The following is a 16912-nucleotide window of genomic DNA, read 5'->3' on the forward strand; positions in this document are numbered from 1 at the left end:
TCTAATTTTTGCCAGAATCTTCATTTTCCAGCCATATCCTGGTTTGGATTAAACAATCCTTTATTTCTTTGACTAATCCTTTATTATATTTTACTCTTAATTGTTCATCGACATAATGGTGATATGTTCTTGTGCCAGATTTAAAATGAATTATAACTCGATTTGTTCCAGGGTATTTTTGTAATATTTCTTTTAAATCATCTAATTTCTCCGGTTCAAGCCCATCTACATCTACTTCTATATGTAAATTGTGCTGGCTTTTTACTTTTTTCTTTCCCATGGTTAAATTGTTTTTCTGATATTCATTAATCGGGATGATTGTCTCTGCCAATAACTTCATATTTACTTCCATAGCATCCAGACGTCCTTCTACTATAACCACGTTCTCTTCCCTGAGCACTTCTTTGAACTCCTCAAAGGTTTTTGGAAAAACAATAATTTCAATAGTACCATGCAAATCCTCCAGGGAAAAATAAGCCATTATATTTCCATTTTTGGTAGACTTCCTTCTTATATTGGTAATTACACCTCCCAGAATGACATGGCTTTTATCAGAAAAATCTTCCAGGTTAGTAGAATCAGCATTGACAAGCTCAGTCAATTTTTCCTGATAATCCTCTAAAGGATGATGGGAAAGATAAAAACCAAGAGTTTCCTTTTCCATAGTTAAAAGTTCCTGGTCGGTAAATTCTGGCACTGCTGTCAAATTAAAGGTATCCTGAAGATCGTTCACAAGACCATCATTTTTTACCATAAAAAGGCTGGTCTGACCATTTCTTTTTTCTTTTTGCCTATCCTGAGCTATCTGAATTGACCTTTCTAAAATTGACAATAATTGAGCCCTAGAAGCTTTAAGTGAATCAAAAGCACCGCATTTTATTAAACTCTCTACAACCCTCCTATTGATGGTCTTTAAATCCACTCTCTGGCAAAAATCAATTAGAGATGAAAATAAACCACTTTCTCTTCTTTCTTTAATAATACTTTCAACCGCAGCCCTACCCACATTCTTAACCGCTGCCAGACCAAAACGTATGGTTTGTTTATCTACCACAGTAAAATCAATCAAGCTTTCATTGATATCTGGGGGTAATATTTTCAAGCCTATATTCTGGCACTCTTTAATATATTTCACCACCTTATCAGTATTTTGCATAATACTGGTAAGTAATGCTGCCATATATTCTACAGGATAATGCGCTTTAAGATAGGCAGTCTGATAAGATAGAAAAGCATAGGAAACACTATGAGATTTGTTAAATCCATATCCGGCAAAATAAGCAATAAGATCGTATATATCTTCAGCAGTCTTTTTCTCAATATCATTTTTAACAGCACCTTCGATGAATTGTTTTTGCTGTTTTTTCATTACTTCTTTTATCTTTTTGCCCATTGCCTTCCTTAAAATGTCTGCCTGACCGAGGGAGTAGCCTGCCAATTGACTGGCAATTTGCATAACCTGTTCCTGATAGACAATTACCCCATAAGTATCCCTTAAAATTGGTTCCAGTTTGGGATGTAGATATTTAATTTCTACCTTCCCTTTTTTCCGATTTATAAAATCATCAATCATACCACTCCCTAAGGGACCAGGTCTAAATAGTGCTAACAGGGCAGTTATATCTTCAATATTCTTCGGTTCCATTCGCTTTACCAGGTCTGTCATTCCAGAACTTTCTAATTGAAAGATGCCGCAACATTCTCCTTTTGCCAGGATTTCATAGACCTTCTCATCATCTAAGGATATTTCATCTATATTTATTATTTCACCCCTGGTTTTCTTAATAATTTTTATAGTATTGTTAATCACCGAGAGAGTCCTCAATCCCAGGAAATCCATTTTTAATAATCCCAGTGATTCTAAATCTTCAGCTGCATATTGGGTAGAAATTTCCCCTTCAGATGTTAGTTGGAGAGGAACAAAATTAGTCAATGATTCTCGAGATAGGACCACTCCAGCAGCATGTGTGGAAGCATGACGGGATAAACCTTCTAATTTTGATGATATTTCAATCATCTTCTTAATGATAGCATCGTTTTCCATTCTATTTTTTAATTCAGGTTCAATCTGTAATGCTTTCTCTATGGTCATCTTGGGATCCATAGGAATAAGTTTAGCAATCTTATCCACTTGCCCATAGGGAATACCCAGAGCTCTACCCACATCTCTAATTACTGCTCGAGCAGCCATTGTTCCAAACGTAATAATCTGAGAAACTTTATCACGCCCATATTTTTTACTGACATATTCAATTACTTCTCCTCTTCCCTCGAAACTAAAATCAATATCAAAATCGGGCATACTGATTCTTTCTGGATTGAGGAATCTTTCGAAGAGCAGGTTATAATCGAGAGGATTAATATTAGTAATATTCAGACAATAAGCTACCAGACTACCAGCTGCTGAACCCCTTCCCGGACCAACCATTATATTATGTTTTTTAGCATAATTAACGAAGTCCCATACAATTAAGAAATAAGTAGCGAAACCCATTTTTTTTATAATAGACAATTCATAATCCAAACGATCCTTAATTTCACCTTCAAGATGTGTAAATTTTCTTATTGCTCCTTCATAACATAGTTGCTTTAAATAATCATAATCAGTAAGGTTTTCCGGTAAGCTAAAATCAGGTAGATGGGCATTTTGAAAATCTATTTCCAGAGTACACTCCTGAGCAATTTTGCAGGTATTATCCAGTGCCTCAGAAATATCAGCAAAATGTTGCTGCATCTCTTCCTGGGTATTAAAATAAAAATCATCAGTACTAAATTTCATACGATCAGGATCATCAAGATTAGTAGCAGTTTGAATACATAATAAAATATCATGGGCTTCGTAATCTTCTTTGTCAATATAGTGTACATCATTGGTAGCCACCAGGGGAATCTGCAGTAAATTACCCAGTTTGACCAGTTCCTGATTAACCTTAATTTGTTCTGGCATAGTATTGTTTTGTAACTCCAGATAAAAATTACCCTTACCAAATATTTCCTGATAGGATAGGGCTAATTCCTGAGCTTCAGTAAAATTATTTTGTAATATAAGGCGGGGTATTTCTCCTTTCAGGCAAGCTGATAGCCCAATAAGCCCTTCACTGTATTCTCTTAATATTTCTTTATCTATCCTCGGTTTATAATAGAAGCCTTCCAGAAATGATTTGGTAACTAATTGAATAAGGTTCTGGTATCCAGTCTTGTTCTTGACCAGAAGAATTAAATGACTTGGTGATTCCTTCTTACCATTGGATTTATCTTTTCTGCTATGAGGAGCAAGGTAAACTTCACAGCCAATTATTGGTTTAATATTATTGGCAACAGCTTCTTTATAAAACTGTATGGCGCCATACATAACTCCATGATCAGTCAGAGCTAAAGCAGACATATTATTTTCTTTGGCTTTTCTAATTAATTCTTTTATGCGGCATGCTCCATCCAGAAGACTGTACTCAGAATGAACATGTAGATGGACAAATCTTGATTTTTCAGACATACTTTTTTCTCGCTTTTAAAGGGTTAAAGAGGTTCGCTCAAAACTTATAAGAACAACCTAAAAGAAATTTTTAAAAGTAGCAAAATCTATCACCTTAAAGATATTATATACTAATTTGAATTGGTTTTCACACTAAAAGCCAATTAATTGGCAAACAAATTAGCAATATTATGGGAAGCCAATCGAGGCTTCCCATAATATTTTATCTTCTATTGTTTATTATTAATTAAATATGTTGCTCTAAATAAAAATATACCAAACCATTACATTTTTTTATTATTACTTAAAGAATATTTTGGCAAAACTAATCCATTCTTTATTTACTATCTTAATTTCCCTGGTAGCTTCCTCTAGAGGTACTGAAATAATCTTATTGCCCTTCATTGCTGCCATTTTTCCAAAATCTTTCTTTTCAATTAATTCCATTGCTCTTACTCCGGTACGCAAACCCAGGATTCTATCGAATATCGTTGGATTGCCACCTCTCTGCATATGCCCAATTACGGCATGTCTGGTTTCTAGACCGGTTTTCTCGCTAATTACATCACCTAAAGACTGACCAATTTCTCTTTTTTTTAAAATCATATGTCCAAACTGGTCTAATTCTTCCCGACCAGCATTAACACCTGGTAATTCAACACCTTCTGATACTACCACCAGAGCATATTTTTTTCTGGAATAAACACGCTGAAGTTGTTTGCACATCTCGTCAATATCCGGTTTTTCTTCTGGAAGCAATATCCAGTCTGCTCCAGAGGCCAGCCCGGTATACAGGGCAACCCAACCGGCATGCCTACCCATAACTTCCAGTATCATGACCCTGTGATGAGATTTTCCAGTATCTTCCAGACTCTTCATTGCTTCCACCGCTCTGGTGACAGAACTATCAAAGCCAAAGGTAAAATCAGTAGATGATAGATCATTATCCATGGTTTTAGGTGCTCCTACAACATTTACCTTGTACTCTTTAAATAGATTTTGCGCGACTCCCAGGGTATCCTCGCCTCCCATTGCCAGAACAGCATCCAGACCATAATTCTTTATAGTATTCAATACTCTTTCTACTCCGCTTTCCACCTTAAAGGGGTTGGTGCGAGAAGTTCCAAGAATAGTACCGGCTTTATCTATTAACTCTTCTACATCCTGTAAATGAATTTTAAAAAGATTACCATCAATTAAACCCCTCCAACCATCTCTGATGCCAAATACTTCATAATGAAAATCATAGGCTCGATAAACTGCACCACGAATGGCTGGGTTAAGCCCACAACAATCTCCTCCACCTGTTAAAATACCAATTCTTTTAGACATCTTTTACTCCCTTTATTCGTATATCTATATTCATTCTAAATCACTATACTCTATTATGACAACCTAATACTCTAATACGGTCTCTAATAACTTTCTTTGCTGCCTCTTTGGCAACCCCCAGAACCTTCCGAGGATCTATTTCATTAGAGTTCTTATCAAGATAATCCTGGATTGCCCTGGTAAAAGCCATCCGTATCCTGGTATCTATGTTAATCTTGCATATTCCTGCAGCAATTCCTTTTTTTACTTCTTCATCACTTGCTCCAGAGGCTCCATGTAACACCAGGGGAATGCCAGTTAAATCTCTAATCTTTTCGATGCGAGGTATATCCAATTCAGCAATAGGTTCTCGACATCCATGAATTGTCCCCACCGCCGCAGCTAAAGAATCAATAGCTGTTAACTTGACAAACTTGTCCGCTTCTTCCGGATCAGCCATAAATTCCTTTATTTTCTCTCGTGCTATTCCTGGTTCATCACTGGAATCCATCTTCCCAATCTGCCCGATTTCAGCCTCTACCGGAATATCGCAAGAATGTGCCATTTCTACTACCTTTTTAGTTAAAGCAACATTTTCAGCAAATGGTAATTTGGAACCATCAAACATCAATGAGGTAAATCCAGCTCTTAAACATCTGATATTTTGATAATAATCGGTCCCGTGATCCAGATGTAAAACAACTGGTATAAAAGTCCTTTCCGCCAATACCTTTACCATGCCAACTATCATATCTAAACCAGCATATTTAATAGCTCCTTGGGAAGCCTGTACTATCACTGGCGCTCTTTCTTCTTCAGCAGTTTCTATGATTGCCTGTACTATCTCCATATTATTGGCATTAAAGGCACCCACAGCATAATGGTTTTTTTGAGCATCTATTAATATTTCTTTGCTTGTTACTAAGGGCATAAAATTCTCCTTTCTATCTCCTTCTTATTCGTCATTTATAATATTTTATAGAAAGTTTTCAGTAATACTAAACAAAATAATCCACTTGAATAATAAGTAGGAAAAAATTTATTTACATTTTATTATTATATATATCTTAAAGGCTTATTGCAATTAATATTTTACTTTGGGAGTATATACTAAATTTTTGGAAGCAGCAAATTAATATATATTAAATAGTTTATCATATATTATAATTTGACATCTCAATAATATTTGAGAAATATAATAATTAGTGCTATATTCGTATTATCTTAAAGTCAAATCCAATGTGGGTGTGCTATGAACTGTCTTTTTTAAGAAAGAAAAAAAGAAAAGAAAGGAGAATAAGATGAACGATTTTAGAGATGATGCTGGGGAAAAAATAATTAATATAGCTGAAAAAATTCCAAAAATAACATTTGGTAAAAAATTTTTAAAGCTATTGATTCTAATTTTAGTTATTTTATACCTGGTTAGCGGTATTTACATTGTTCAACCTAATGAACAAGGAGTAGTCAGGCGTTTCGGAAAATTTAACAGATTAGATAGTCCAGGTCTTCATTATCACCTGCCCTTTCCCTTTGAATCAGCAGTAACACCTTCAGTTACAGAGGTAAAAAGGATTGAAATTGGTTTTCGGACTGTTCGTGATAGTTATATTGAAGTCCAGGAGGAAGCTCTTATGCTTACCGGGGATGAAAATATTGTTAGTGCCGAGGCCATTGTGCAGTACCGAATTAAAAATGCTGCTGATTACCTTTTTAATATAATTGAACCTGAGCTCACTGTTAAAAACGCCTCTGAAGCTGCACTTAGACAGGTAATCGGAAGTCGTAAAATTGATGATGCCTTAACCGAAGGCAAATACGAAATACAGGAGGAGACAAGGTTGCTTATCCAGGAGTTACTTGATATCTACCAATCTGGAATTTTAGCAATTGCCGTCCAATTACAGGATGTTAATCCTCCTACTGAGGTATCAGCTGCTTTTAAGGATGTAGCCAGCGCTAAAGAAGATAAAAGTAAATTCATCAATGAAGCAGAAGGTTATCGCAATGACATCATTCCCAAAGCCAGAGGAGAAGCGGCTAGAATTATAAAAGAGGCAGAAGGTTATAAAATCGAGAGAATAAGAAAAGCAGAAGGTGATGTGGCTAAATTTAATCAGATCTTAGCTGAATACCAGAAGGGAAAAGAGGTTACTAAATACCGCTTATATATCGAAACAATGGAAAAAATATTACCAAATATGAATAAATTTATCATAGAAGAAACGGAAAATAATGTGTTAAAACTGTTGCCCTTGAATGAACCACTGGTCCAGGACTTAATTAGAAAGGAGGTTGAGCAAAAATGAGAAAAAGTTTAATATTTATTTGCTTAATTTTGATTATCCTTTTGGCAAATTTTACCCTTTTCATTATTGATGAAACAAAACAGGCTATAGTTCTGCAATTTGGTAAGCCAATCAGGGTTATTCGAGAAGCAGGTTTGCACATGAGAATTCCCTTTATTCAAAATGTAATCCTCTTTGAGTCTAGGTTGCTTGTTTACGATGCTCCTCCTACTGAGATAATTACCCGAGATAAGAAAACCCTAATTCTCGATAATTACGCCCGCTGGAAAATTGCTGATCCCCTACTTTTTATGCAAACAGTCAGAGATATTAATGGAGCGCAAGCTAGATTGGATGATATCATTTATTCTGAATTAAGAGTGGATCTGGGTAAATTCGATATGAGCGAAATCGTCTCCTCAAAAAGAACTGAAATTATGGAAACTGTTACCGAACGCAGTAATGAAAAATCTATGGAATATGGAATAAATATTATTGATGTAAGAATAAAACGTGCAGATTTGCCTCCGGAAAATGAACAAAATATTTATGCCAGAATGGAAGCTGAACGGGACAGAATCGCCAAGCAATATCGAGCAGAAGGCATGGAAGAATCCGCCAAAATTATGGCAGAAACAGAAAGAGAAAAAACTGTAATACTGGCTGAGGCATACCGAGAAGCTCAGCAGTTAAGAGGTGAAGGCGAGGCAGAGGCAATTCGAATATATGCAGAAAGTTTTAATCAGGATGCAGAGTTCTATCAATTCCTTAGAACTCTGGAATCTTACCAAAACAGCTTGGGAGAAAATACCACTATTCTGTTATCATCTAAAAATGAATACTTTCAATATATTAACAATATACGAGATTGAAAATAAAATTATTACTCATTATTCAGGGTCTGACTATTTTAATAATTAATAGCCAGACCCTAACATTTCACTAATATCCCTCTGCAAGATCCACCCTGTTTTCTGGTTCTTGACCATGGAATATCCGTTTAATATTATGATATACCATCAATATGTTCTCTTCTATAGCTTTATCGGTATAACCGGCATTATGTGGTGACATAATTAAATTAGGCAATTCTTGAAAGTCATATTTACTGGGTAATACAATCGGAGAATCTTTATCAGGATATTGATACCAGGTATCAATTGCTGCTCCGGCTAAGGTTCCATTTTTAAGATGAAAATAGAGGGCTTTTTCATCAATAATCCTGCCCCGCCCAATATTAATAAGATATTTACCTTTCATCAGTTTTAATATTCGTTCATCAATCATGTTTTCTGTCTTTGGAGTCAATGGTAAGGCAATAATGATAAATTCTGATTGATTAATAACATATGCCAATTGTTCAGTTGTACCCAAAAAGGCTAAGCCATATTTCTTATCCAGCATCTCTTCTTTCTTGAGAGAACGTTTAACTGCATATACCTTCATACCCAAAGATAAGGCTCTTTTCGCAATTTCTAATCCGATTGAACCAAGACCAATAATACCTATGTTTCTTCCATAAAGTTGAATGGTTGGTTCCCCGGAAACGAATCCATGCCACTTACCCATTCTCAAATCACGGTCATTATTGATTAGATTTTTAGCTAGTGCTAATAACAGACCAATTGCATGCTCTGAAACAGCATGGCTATTTCCATGAGTATTGCACACCGCTATATGGGAATAGTTTTTAAAAACCTCCAGATTTTGCTTATCTACTCCAGCAAAAGGTATTTGAAATAATTTTAAGCCTTTAGCCTGACTGAGTTCAGATTCATTTAATTCTCCTCCTACTATCACCTCAGCAGAAGCAATCTGATTGTCCAATTGTTGCTTATTCCCATTAGGAAAAACAATCTCTAGTGGAAGATGATACTCCTGATTATATCTACCCAATAATTCCATCCACCTACTAAAGCTAACCATTTTACTAAATATCAACACCTTCATTTTTTTACCACCCTTATCCAATATCTGTTTTTCTTTCTCCTGTATATATTTTCGGGTTGCCACAATATGCTTGCATTCCAAATTCCATTGCCGGCAATGATTTTCAAAATCATAACAATCACATTCCGGAACTGTCAGGTTTACATGATATGTAGTTTTATTTTTTTTATTCTTGACTAAAAAATAATCCCCTTCCTCTTCTACCATTAAATCTTTGGAGGCAATAACTCTTTTATTCTGCTCCTCTTTAATTAATAGTTTTCTGGCTAATTGGTCAGCCATTTGATTATTTTCCCTTCTATTCCAAATAAAAAAGATGGGGATCTTAAATTCTTTAATTAATTCTTGAATCTTTTCATAAAGGGGAATCATTTTTTTGTTTTTTACCTTAAATTGTCCGTTTAATTGTTTTACTATTAATTGACTATCGCAATAAAACTCAACTGAATCTGCCGGGATATTTTTTATTTCTTCCAGACCTCTGATCACTGCACTATACTCAGCAATATTATTGGTACCCATTCCAATTATTTCATTGATTTTTTTCCATAACTGCCCATCTTTATAAATAACAACTCCAATAGCCATATTTCCAGGATTAGGAATACAGGAACCATCAACACGCAATAATAGTTTTGGCATAAATACCTCTTTTAATTGTGATAAATATCACTTAATTTTTTCTTTACAAAAACTCTTAGCTCGTCCAACTCATTAATAAAATGTACTTTTCCTTCTTTCTGGTAAGGTTTAAGCCATTCGCTGACATCAAATCTAAACAAAATGACTTCTTTACCATAGTTTAAAGCCAGGGCAATTTCAGATATTGTTCCCGCTCTTCCTGGTAAAGCGATAATCAGATCACTGCTTAATATATTAATCACATTTCTGGCTATACCTATACCCGTTACAATAGGAATATCAATATATTGAGAAGCCCAAGCAGGATCATCAACCGGCAATATCCCTATGGTAATTCCGCCATTATCTTTGGCGCCCTTAGCTGATGCCTCCATAACACCAGAAGCTCGACCACCATTTAATAATATCCAGCCTTCTCGGGCTATCATTGCTCCAATTTGATAGGCATATTGCTCATCTTCCGGATTTACAAATTGAGCTCCACCCATTATACCAATTATTATCCTTTTGATAAAACCTCTCTCCTTCCTGTAGTAAATTAACCTTTTTATTTTATATTATATTAATCTATTATATACACTAATATTCTATTTTCTCAAGTTATGATACATAATCTGCGCAAATAACACTTATGATTAATCCTGGCTGAAAATCTTATTCTAGTCACAGGCCTATTTTTTAATAGAGATACACTGCTATCCTTCTATAAAAAAGATAAATTTAAGTTAGAATAATATTAAAAAATTAATCAATACTGAAGGAAACTGGCTAAAAATAGAATAAACTGAATTGAATTATTGTCTAGTATGTCTTGTATAACGCACAATACTTATTTGACATTTTTAAATAATTGGTTAAAATGTTGTAGATGGGAATTGAGGATAAATTAAATAAAAAATGGTAAGTAATAATAAAATTGCCATAAACCTTTTAGTTTAAAGAGGTAGATTATATGGATATGGATGAAAGAATTAGATATGCTTTTGAGCATTCGAAAATACTAAAATGGCCCAAACAGCTACTTTCTTCCTTTGGTTCATCAGAGGTTCATTATCATGTTCTTACTGAACCTGTTTACCAGGAATTTGCCAAAGGAGAGGTGGAGACTGTGGTAAGAGAGGGCAAAGTCAGCTGGTATAGACCTCAATTATTAACTCCAGAGTATATTTTGCGTGTTGAAGGATTCAGCGAAGAAGCCAAAAAAGCATTCTTATCCATAGCTAATGAAATGCCTGATTTGGCAAGTATTCTTTATCGCTTTAACTTTAAGAGAGAAGTTGATTCTATGAATTTTGTCTCTGGTAGTTTAGAATTGGTTGCTGATAAGATTGCCCGAGATATTGATAAAAGAGGTGATAATCTTTCAGCAATTGTTATGGGTGTGGGCGATTTATGGGATATTTCACTATCTAAATTTATCCTTGATATGATGTCAAGAAGTGCTCATCAGTCACAATTCCCAGAACTTAGAAAAAGAGGATTAATAACCTATAACAAGTCGGGTTATCAGGTTGTTTCACGCGATACCCAGGGTATTCCTCTTATTGCCAAGAAAGAAATTGAAACTATGTTTGATAAGGTAAAACATGGTGATATGGAACCAAAGGATTTAAAAATTGAATTAGACCGCTGGGGTCTATTCGAATTCTATCAAGACCGTTTCTTTGAATTGTTTAGAAGGAGGTAGTAATAGTGGGATATATTAAATCTGCTCGGGAAATAGCACTAGAAAAAACAGCTGGTGAAAAGCTGAGTGCTCAGGAAATTGCTGAAATAAAGCAACAGGAAAAAATAGACTCTATTTTAGCAAAATATTATAAAGATCAGATTGAACCAGATCAATTATGGTATCAATTAAAAGAACTTCATGTAAAATATTTAAAACAAGTACAAAATAGCTTTCTTAAATCCTTAACCTACCAGAGTAATGCCTATGATTTTGAGAAAAGGAAAAAAGGTATCTTAGCTATTGAAAACCTGAAGAAAACTAACCAATCCTCAGATATTGAACATTATTTTAATCAACTAACTAAATTACAAGAGGAGTTTCAAAAAGAGAAAGACCAATTAATTCAATATGTAAGACAGGATCTGGAAAAAAACCCTCAGAAGAGATTACAAACCTTTCAACAGGGTAACCAAATTGTTATAAAAGAATTAAGCGTTGAGGAAGTACTGGAACAAGATAAGGGATTAAAACAAAGATTAAATCAAATAGAAAAAAAATATAAAGAATATTTTAATCTATTCAAAGGAAAAATGGCTGACCTTTTCCAGGAAATCAATGACAATTAAAATTAATTTAATTTCCGATTTGGCAATATTTAAAAAATGAATAGGAAGGCTGGTTCTACTTTAAAAAGTCAGAAGAATCAACATTTTTTATTAAATGCAATTTCTCTTCTGCTTATGAATATTTTAAAGTATTATGAGTTCGATTCTCAAAATAATAAAGCAGGTACATTAAAAAAGAGGAAAGGATGGCTAATACAAAAACAAAAGGCCAAATCTTTTCTACTCCAAAATTATTAATGAATAATCCTGACAGATAGGGACCAAAGATAAATCCAGAACCTATCAAGATATGAATAATAGCACTAAATCTACCTCTGTGAGTTATAGGAGTGTGATTTATTATATAGACATCTGAATAGGTAGTAGCAATTATCTCACCTAAAGTCCATAAAACTGTAGAAAGGGCAAATAAGAAGAACCTAGTACTGAAGTAAATTACTCCAAAGCCAAAAGCATATAGTATTGCAGCTAAGGATACATTTAAAATCGGTTTAATTTTACTGGTTATGCTGATGATAATCACTGTAAGAAAGATAACCACAATTCCATTAATAGTCATTATGGAACCAAAATATTGAGGACCTCTTTCTCCGAATATTTTTATCATCTGTATGGGCAGAGTAAACTCACTTTGAACATAAATAAAAGAATACAGTGTGAAGATCAGGGTAAAAAAAACTAAATAAGGCCTGGAGAGAAATACACGGTAAATACTTCCCTGTTCTGCCTTTTCATCACTGTAGTCTGAAACAATAGAGTTCTTTATACTATTGAGACTAGGGAAAGACTCCGCAATGAAGAAATAAACCAGTAAAACAGAAATAAGAGTCGTAACCGTATCTCCAATAAAAAGTAGATTAAGGTAATCATTATACAGTAATCCCGCAATCATGGGACCAATGGCAAAACCAATGTTCATACCCAGATACAACAGGGAAAAAGCTGCTTTTCTATTATCGGGATTGGTCAAATCAGCAACCATTGCCTTCATGGCAGGATAATTGGCACCATTAAAGACTGCTGATATTGTTAATAACCAGGGAATTATTTCGCTGTGCACAACCAGCAAACAGGCGAAAATAAATAGTGCCGAGAGAGTGCTAAAGATGATGAATATTTTTTTCCTATCAAAAACATCAGCCAATTTTCCTCCCAGAAGCAAACCTGGTACCTTAGCGGCAGTAGCCAGCATAACATAGAAACCGGCTTGCTGTTCATTAAACATTAGTGTTTTAGTAAAAAAAATAGCCAGAAAAGGAAAGACAAAACTACCCACAGAATAGACTATCTGGGCAAAAAATAAGATAAATATACTTCTCGGTAATTTTGTATAATCTTCGAAAAGACTTTTTATATTCATCTTCCCCGATTTCCCCAATACCAATAAAAAATATAATAGTTCTAATTGTAAAATAACTTATTGTTTACTATATTGTACCATTTAGTATCTTTCTTTGAGTTAAAGAGTAATTTTTATCATAATCTCTAAAAATAGAGTTGAAATTTAAATTTCTCCTCTTACCTTAAAAAAAGTAATAGCTAGGTTTTCTATCATTCTTGTTATTTCATTCCTAACAATCTGCTTAACTTCTTTCACATCACAAAATCCCAGTATTTCATCCCTCCAAATCTCATAGTTCTTATAGGTACCTGCTCTACATTCAATATAATAGGCTATTGGAAAATCCTCTCCTACTGTCCATACTCTGAACCAGATACTGCCGGTCTTTTTAGCTTTTTCCTCTTCTTGATACAGGTATGCTTCCTCAGCAGGTATTTCCTGAAAAGCAATGCTGGCAAAATTATTTTTATATTTTAGTCGGGCATAATCGGTAAGCTCTTCGCTGCTTAAACCAATTAAAAAAGACTGCTCTCCCTGGACTTTTACAGATATATAACCAAAGGTCACCACATCTTTAAAATCACAATATAAGATATCATCAAGGGAGTCCTGGGAATTTATTATACTGGTAAGGGTAAAAAAGATAATAAAAATCAACAAGCATACTAAAAATCTTTTTGTCATCCTTATATTCACCTCAACTCTGTATATACTTATTCTACTGTATGGTTTTATGCTTTAGTATAATTTGATTAACCAGTTTATCTAATTTGCGGAAATCTTCTGCCCTGGGAAAACTTTTGCTAATTACCGAGGTCAACAGATCTACTTTTAGATTGCTTATTATCTGCAATATATCATGTTCCATTTTGCTTCCCCAACCAAATGATCCGATAATTCCTACAAATCGAGCTTTTGGTCTTAAGATATGACAGAGATAAGCAGCATAAGCTATCTGGGGATGCGGACCGGTTAATACTGTAGGTGAGGCTAAAATGATTGTTGCGGCTTCAACTAATGCCATTGCTAATTCGCCAATATCAGTATTAGTTAAATGATAAGGAGTTACTCTTGCACCCCTGCTAATCAATTGTTCCACTAAATAGTTTACCATGGCTTCGGTACTACCATGCATAGAAACATAAGGTATCACTACCTCATTTCTGACCGAATCAGATACCCACTCCTGATAATTTTTAAGAATAAAATCAGGATGTTCATAGACAGGTCCATGACTGGGAGCAATGATAGCAATGGTTAATTTTTTCAGCATCTGGAGATGATTCTGGATATTTTGCCGGAAAGGCATCATAATTTCAGCATAGTAACGTTTAGCAGCTAAATAATTAGTAATATTATCTGAAGACCATAATTCACTGCTGGCAAGATGTGAACCAAATAAATCACAGGTGAATAAAATCTTCTCTTTGGGAAGATAGGTTAAAAATGTTTCCGGCCAGTGTACCCAGGGTGCAAAAAAGAAATGAAATTCCTTATTACCAAAAACAAAAGTATCTTTATCTTTAATCTCAATAAAATTCTCTTCTTCTAAATGTAATTCATCAATCAACAATTCCTGGCATTTACGGTTGGTAATAACCTTGCAGCCAGGGAACATATTCAATACTTCCCGGATACAACCGGCATGATCTTGTTCTGCATGCTGGGCAATTATATAGCTAATTTTTTCTATCTGTGACTCCTTGATATTCTGAAAAAATTCCTCCTTTTTAGAAGGATCTACTGTATCGATTAGTAATCCTTCTTTCTGATTCTTAATTAAATAAGAATTATAGCTTGTACCATCAGGAAGGGGGATAAGTTCATCAAAAAGTCTTCTATCCCAATCTATGGTTCCTATAAAATAGATATCCTTTAAGATTTTTTTTATAGCCAAAACTATTCCTCCTTTTCAAATTCGTCTTTACTGGCACCGCATAAAGGACAAACCCAATCATCCGGCAAATCATCAAAAGATGTTCCCGGTTCAATATCAGATTCGGGATCTCCTTGTACAGGATCATAAATATAGCCACAAACTGTACATCTGTATCGGTCCATCGATACTCCTCCTTTCTCTATATATCATTTGATTCTATTATTTTTAGGAGAAACATGGGTGAATTAATTGTTTCAGAAAAGTTTTTTTATTCTTTCTTTAAGTAGGTTAAGGACTAAATCTGGTTGTGCTCTGCCTTTAGTATATTTCATAACCTGACCAACTAAAAAATGAATAGCTTTTTCCTTTCCAGAACAATAATCCTTTACCGTCTCTAAATTATCTCTAATAACAATATCAATTATATCATTAATTTCCTTTTCATTACTAATCTGGGTAAATCCACTCTTTTGAACTAAATCAATAGCACTTTGACCCGTTTTACACATCTGTTCAAAGATATTTTTGGCAATCTTTTCGCTGATTATCTTTCGGTCAATCAGCTGTAATAATTCAACTAAATCAGAGACATAAATTGGACAGTTGATTATATCTATATTCTCCTCTCCCAGATAGCGTAATAGTTCTCCCAGAATCCAGTTGGCCAATCTTTTATAATTTGTATAGCTTTGTGTTGCCCTTTCAAAATAATCACCCAATGATTTCACTTCTACCAGACGGTTAGCATCGTAATCGGAAAGCAAATAATCTTTAATAAACCTTTCTCGTCGTTGCTCTGGTAATTCCGGAAAATTATTTTTAATCTCTTCACTCCAGCATTGATCAATAGTCAATGGTAATAAATCTGGTTCAGGAAAATACCTATAATCTTGGGCTTCTTCTTTGCTGCGCATAACTACAGTTTTGCCAGTCGTCTCATCCCATCGTCTGGTTTCCTGTAATATCCTCTCTCCCTGTTCAATTTGTCTTCTTTGTCTTGTAATTTCGTAATCCAGTGCCTGCCTGATAGCCCGGAAAGAATTCATATTCTTTACCTCAGTTTTGGTTCCTAATTTACCATTTTTCTCTTCCCGAATAGAAATATTGGCATCACAGCGCATCGATCCTCTCTCTAAATTGCCATCACAAACATCCAAGTATTGAACCATACTTCTCAATATTTGCAGAAAAAACACAGCTTCTTCTGAAGAGTGCATATCTGGTTCTGTTACAATTTCTAACAAAGGAATACCAGAACGGTTATAATCAATCAGCGAACATACAATTTTACCATCTCTCTCAATATGGACTAACTTACCAGCATCCTCTTCCATATGTACCCTATTAATTCTTATCTTTCTGCTTCCTAACGATTTTTCAGCTCTTATCTCTAAAAATCCATTTGCCGCTAATGGCTGATCATACTGAGAAATTTGAAATGCTTTCGGTAAATCAGGATAATAATAATTCTTTCGATGAAAAATATTGGTCTGGTTAATATGACAATTTAAAGCAATGGCTGTTTTCAAAGCAAATTCCACCGCTTTTTTGTTGAGTACCGGTAGACTTCCTGGTAAACCAAGGCATACCGGGCAGGTATGGGAATTGGGTTCCTGATCAATATAATCTGTACTACAATTACAAAATATTTTGGTTTCAGTTAATAGTTGAACATGAATTTCTAAACCAATTACAATATCACCTGGCATGATTAACTCCTGTCTTTTCATTTA

Annotated in this window: 14 protein-coding genes; 4 read left to right on the top strand and 10 right to left on the bottom strand. The window is 34.5% G+C overall.

Annotated elements, in window-relative coordinates; translation table 11 throughout:
* Position 1: 1 nt before the first annotated feature.
* From PHD84_00795 to fba, 3 genes are all read right to left on the bottom strand, one after another.
* Entirely contained in the window at positions 2–3493 is a 3492-nt protein-coding gene (locus PHD84_00795) for a DNA polymerase III subunit alpha (protein MDD5636348.1), read from the bottom strand.
* 279 nt (positions 3494–3772) lie between these two features.
* Positions 3773–4804: an ATP-dependent 6-phosphofructokinase gene (locus PHD84_00800; GenBank protein MDD5636349.1), complete on the bottom strand. Its 1032-nt coding sequence runs from the start codon at positions 4802–4804 to the stop codon at positions 3773–3775.
* Between the two features lie 43 nt (positions 4805–4847).
* Positions 4848–5714 carry a class II fructose-1,6-bisphosphate aldolase gene (fba, locus tag PHD84_00805; GenBank protein ID MDD5636350.1) on the bottom strand — a complete coding sequence of 289 codons (867 nt, stop codon included), beginning with the start codon at positions 5712–5714 and terminating at the stop codon, positions 4848–4850.
* 370 nt (positions 5715–6084) lie between these two features.
* Between fba and hflK the strand changes: the two genes are divergently transcribed.
* Together hflK and hflC are read left to right on the top strand one after the other, a co-directional pair.
* A complete protein-coding gene (gene hflK / locus PHD84_00810) occupies positions 6085–7092 on the top strand; it encodes an FtsH protease activity modulator HflK (GenBank protein ID MDD5636351.1) in 1008 nt (335 codons plus the stop codon).
* A complete protein-coding gene (gene hflC / locus PHD84_00815; GenBank protein ID MDD5636352.1) occupies positions 7089–7943 on the top strand; it encodes a protease modulator HflC in 855 nt (284 codons plus the stop codon). The genes hflK and hflC overlap by 4 nt, the downstream gene beginning before the upstream one ends.
* A gap of 70 nt (positions 7944–8013) precedes the next feature.
* Here the strand turns inward: hflC and PHD84_00820 are convergent, their stop codons facing one another.
* Both PHD84_00820 and PHD84_00825 read right to left on the bottom strand, forming a co-directional pair.
* Positions 8014–9663 carry an NAD(P)-dependent oxidoreductase gene (locus PHD84_00820; GenBank protein ID MDD5636353.1) on the bottom strand — a complete coding sequence of 550 codons (1650 nt, stop codon included), beginning with the start codon at positions 9661–9663 and terminating at the stop codon, positions 8014–8016.
* 11 nt (positions 9664–9674) lie between these two features.
* Positions 9675–10175 (bottom strand): TIGR00725 family protein, encoded by a 501-nt coding sequence (locus tag PHD84_00825; GenBank protein ID MDD5636354.1) that lies wholly within the window; start codon positions 10173–10175, stop codon positions 9675–9677.
* Positions 10176–10615: 440 nt separating this feature from the next.
* Between PHD84_00825 and PHD84_00830 the strand changes: the two genes are divergently transcribed.
* Both PHD84_00830 and PHD84_00835 read left to right on the top strand, forming a co-directional pair.
* Positions 10616–11350 carry a hypothetical protein gene (locus PHD84_00830; protein MDD5636355.1) on the top strand — a complete coding sequence of 245 codons (735 nt, stop codon included), beginning with the start codon at positions 10616–10618 and terminating at the stop codon, positions 11348–11350.
* Between the two features lie 5 nt (positions 11351–11355).
* Positions 11356–11958 carry a hypothetical protein gene (locus tag PHD84_00835; GenBank protein ID MDD5636356.1) on the top strand — a complete coding sequence of 201 codons (603 nt, stop codon included), beginning with the start codon at positions 11356–11358 and terminating at the stop codon, positions 11956–11958.
* Between the two features lie 112 nt (positions 11959–12070).
* Here PHD84_00835 and PHD84_00840 read toward each other — a convergent pair whose 3' ends face one another.
* The 5 genes from PHD84_00840 to gatB form a co-directional block, all read right to left on the bottom strand.
* Positions 12071–13318 carry an MFS transporter gene (locus PHD84_00840; GenBank protein ID MDD5636357.1) on the bottom strand — a complete coding sequence of 416 codons (1248 nt, stop codon included), beginning with the start codon at positions 13316–13318 and terminating at the stop codon, positions 12071–12073.
* Between the two features lie 144 nt (positions 13319–13462).
* The gene (locus PHD84_00845) at positions 13463–13984 is read right to left on the bottom strand and encodes a hypothetical protein (GenBank protein ID MDD5636358.1); all 522 of its coding nucleotides are present in this window, start codon (positions 13982–13984) and stop codon (positions 13463–13465) included.
* Between the two features lie 34 nt (positions 13985–14018).
* Positions 14019–15197: an FprA family A-type flavoprotein gene (locus PHD84_00850; protein ID MDD5636359.1), complete on the bottom strand. Its 1179-nt coding sequence runs from the start codon at positions 15195–15197 to the stop codon at positions 14019–14021.
* Between the two features lie 2 nt (positions 15198–15199).
* Positions 15200–15361, bottom strand: a complete 162-nt coding sequence (locus tag PHD84_00855; GenBank protein ID MDD5636360.1) for a rubredoxin — start codon at positions 15359–15361, stop codon at positions 15200–15202.
* A gap of 72 nt (positions 15362–15433) precedes the next feature.
* On the bottom strand, positions 15434–16888 hold the full coding sequence (gene gatB / locus PHD84_00860) for an Asp-tRNA(Asn)/Glu-tRNA(Gln) amidotransferase subunit GatB (protein MDD5636361.1): 1455 nt from the start codon (positions 16886–16888) through the stop codon (positions 15434–15436).
* Positions 16889–16912 lie beyond the last annotated feature (24 nt).

The sequence above is a fragment of the Atribacterota bacterium genome, from assembly GCA_028717805.1.
Classification (GTDB): domain Bacteria; phylum Atribacterota; class Phoenicimicrobiia; order Phoenicimicrobiales; family Stramentimicrobiaceae; genus Stramentimicrobium.

Coding starts and splice junctions, on each gene's coding strand:
- PHD84_00795 (MDD5636348.1), bottom strand. CDS start 3,493: ATGTCTGAAAAATCAAGATTTGTCCATCTACATGTTCATTCTGAGTAC.
- PHD84_00800 (MDD5636349.1), bottom strand. CDS start 4,804: ATGTCTAAAAGAATTGGTATTTTAACAGGTGGAGGAGATTGTTGTGGG.
- fba (MDD5636350.1), bottom strand. CDS start 5,714: ATGCCCTTAGTAACAAGCAAAGAAATATTAATAGATGCTCAAAAAAAC.
- hflK (MDD5636351.1), top strand. CDS start 6,085: ATGAACGATTTTAGAGATGATGCTGGGGAAAAAATAATTAATATAGCT.
- hflC (MDD5636352.1), top strand. CDS start 7,089: ATGAGAAAAAGTTTAATATTTATTTGCTTAATTTTGATTATCCTTTTG.
- PHD84_00820 (MDD5636353.1), bottom strand. CDS start 9,663: ATGCCAAAACTATTATTGCGTGTTGATGGTTCCTGTATTCCTAATCCT.
- PHD84_00830 (MDD5636355.1), top strand. CDS start 10,616: ATGGATATGGATGAAAGAATTAGATATGCTTTTGAGCATTCGAAAATA.
- PHD84_00840 (MDD5636357.1), bottom strand. CDS start 13,318: ATGAATATAAAAAGTCTTTTCGAAGATTATACAAAATTACCGAGAAGT.
- PHD84_00845 (MDD5636358.1), bottom strand. CDS start 13,984: ATGACAAAAAGATTTTTAGTATGCTTGTTGATTTTTATTATCTTTTTT.
- PHD84_00855 (MDD5636360.1), bottom strand. CDS start 15,361: ATGGACCGATACAGATGTACAGTTTGTGGCTATATTTATGATCCTGTA.
- gatB (MDD5636361.1), bottom strand. CDS start 16,888: ATGCCAGGTGATATTGTAATTGGTTTAGAAATTCATGTTCAACTATTA.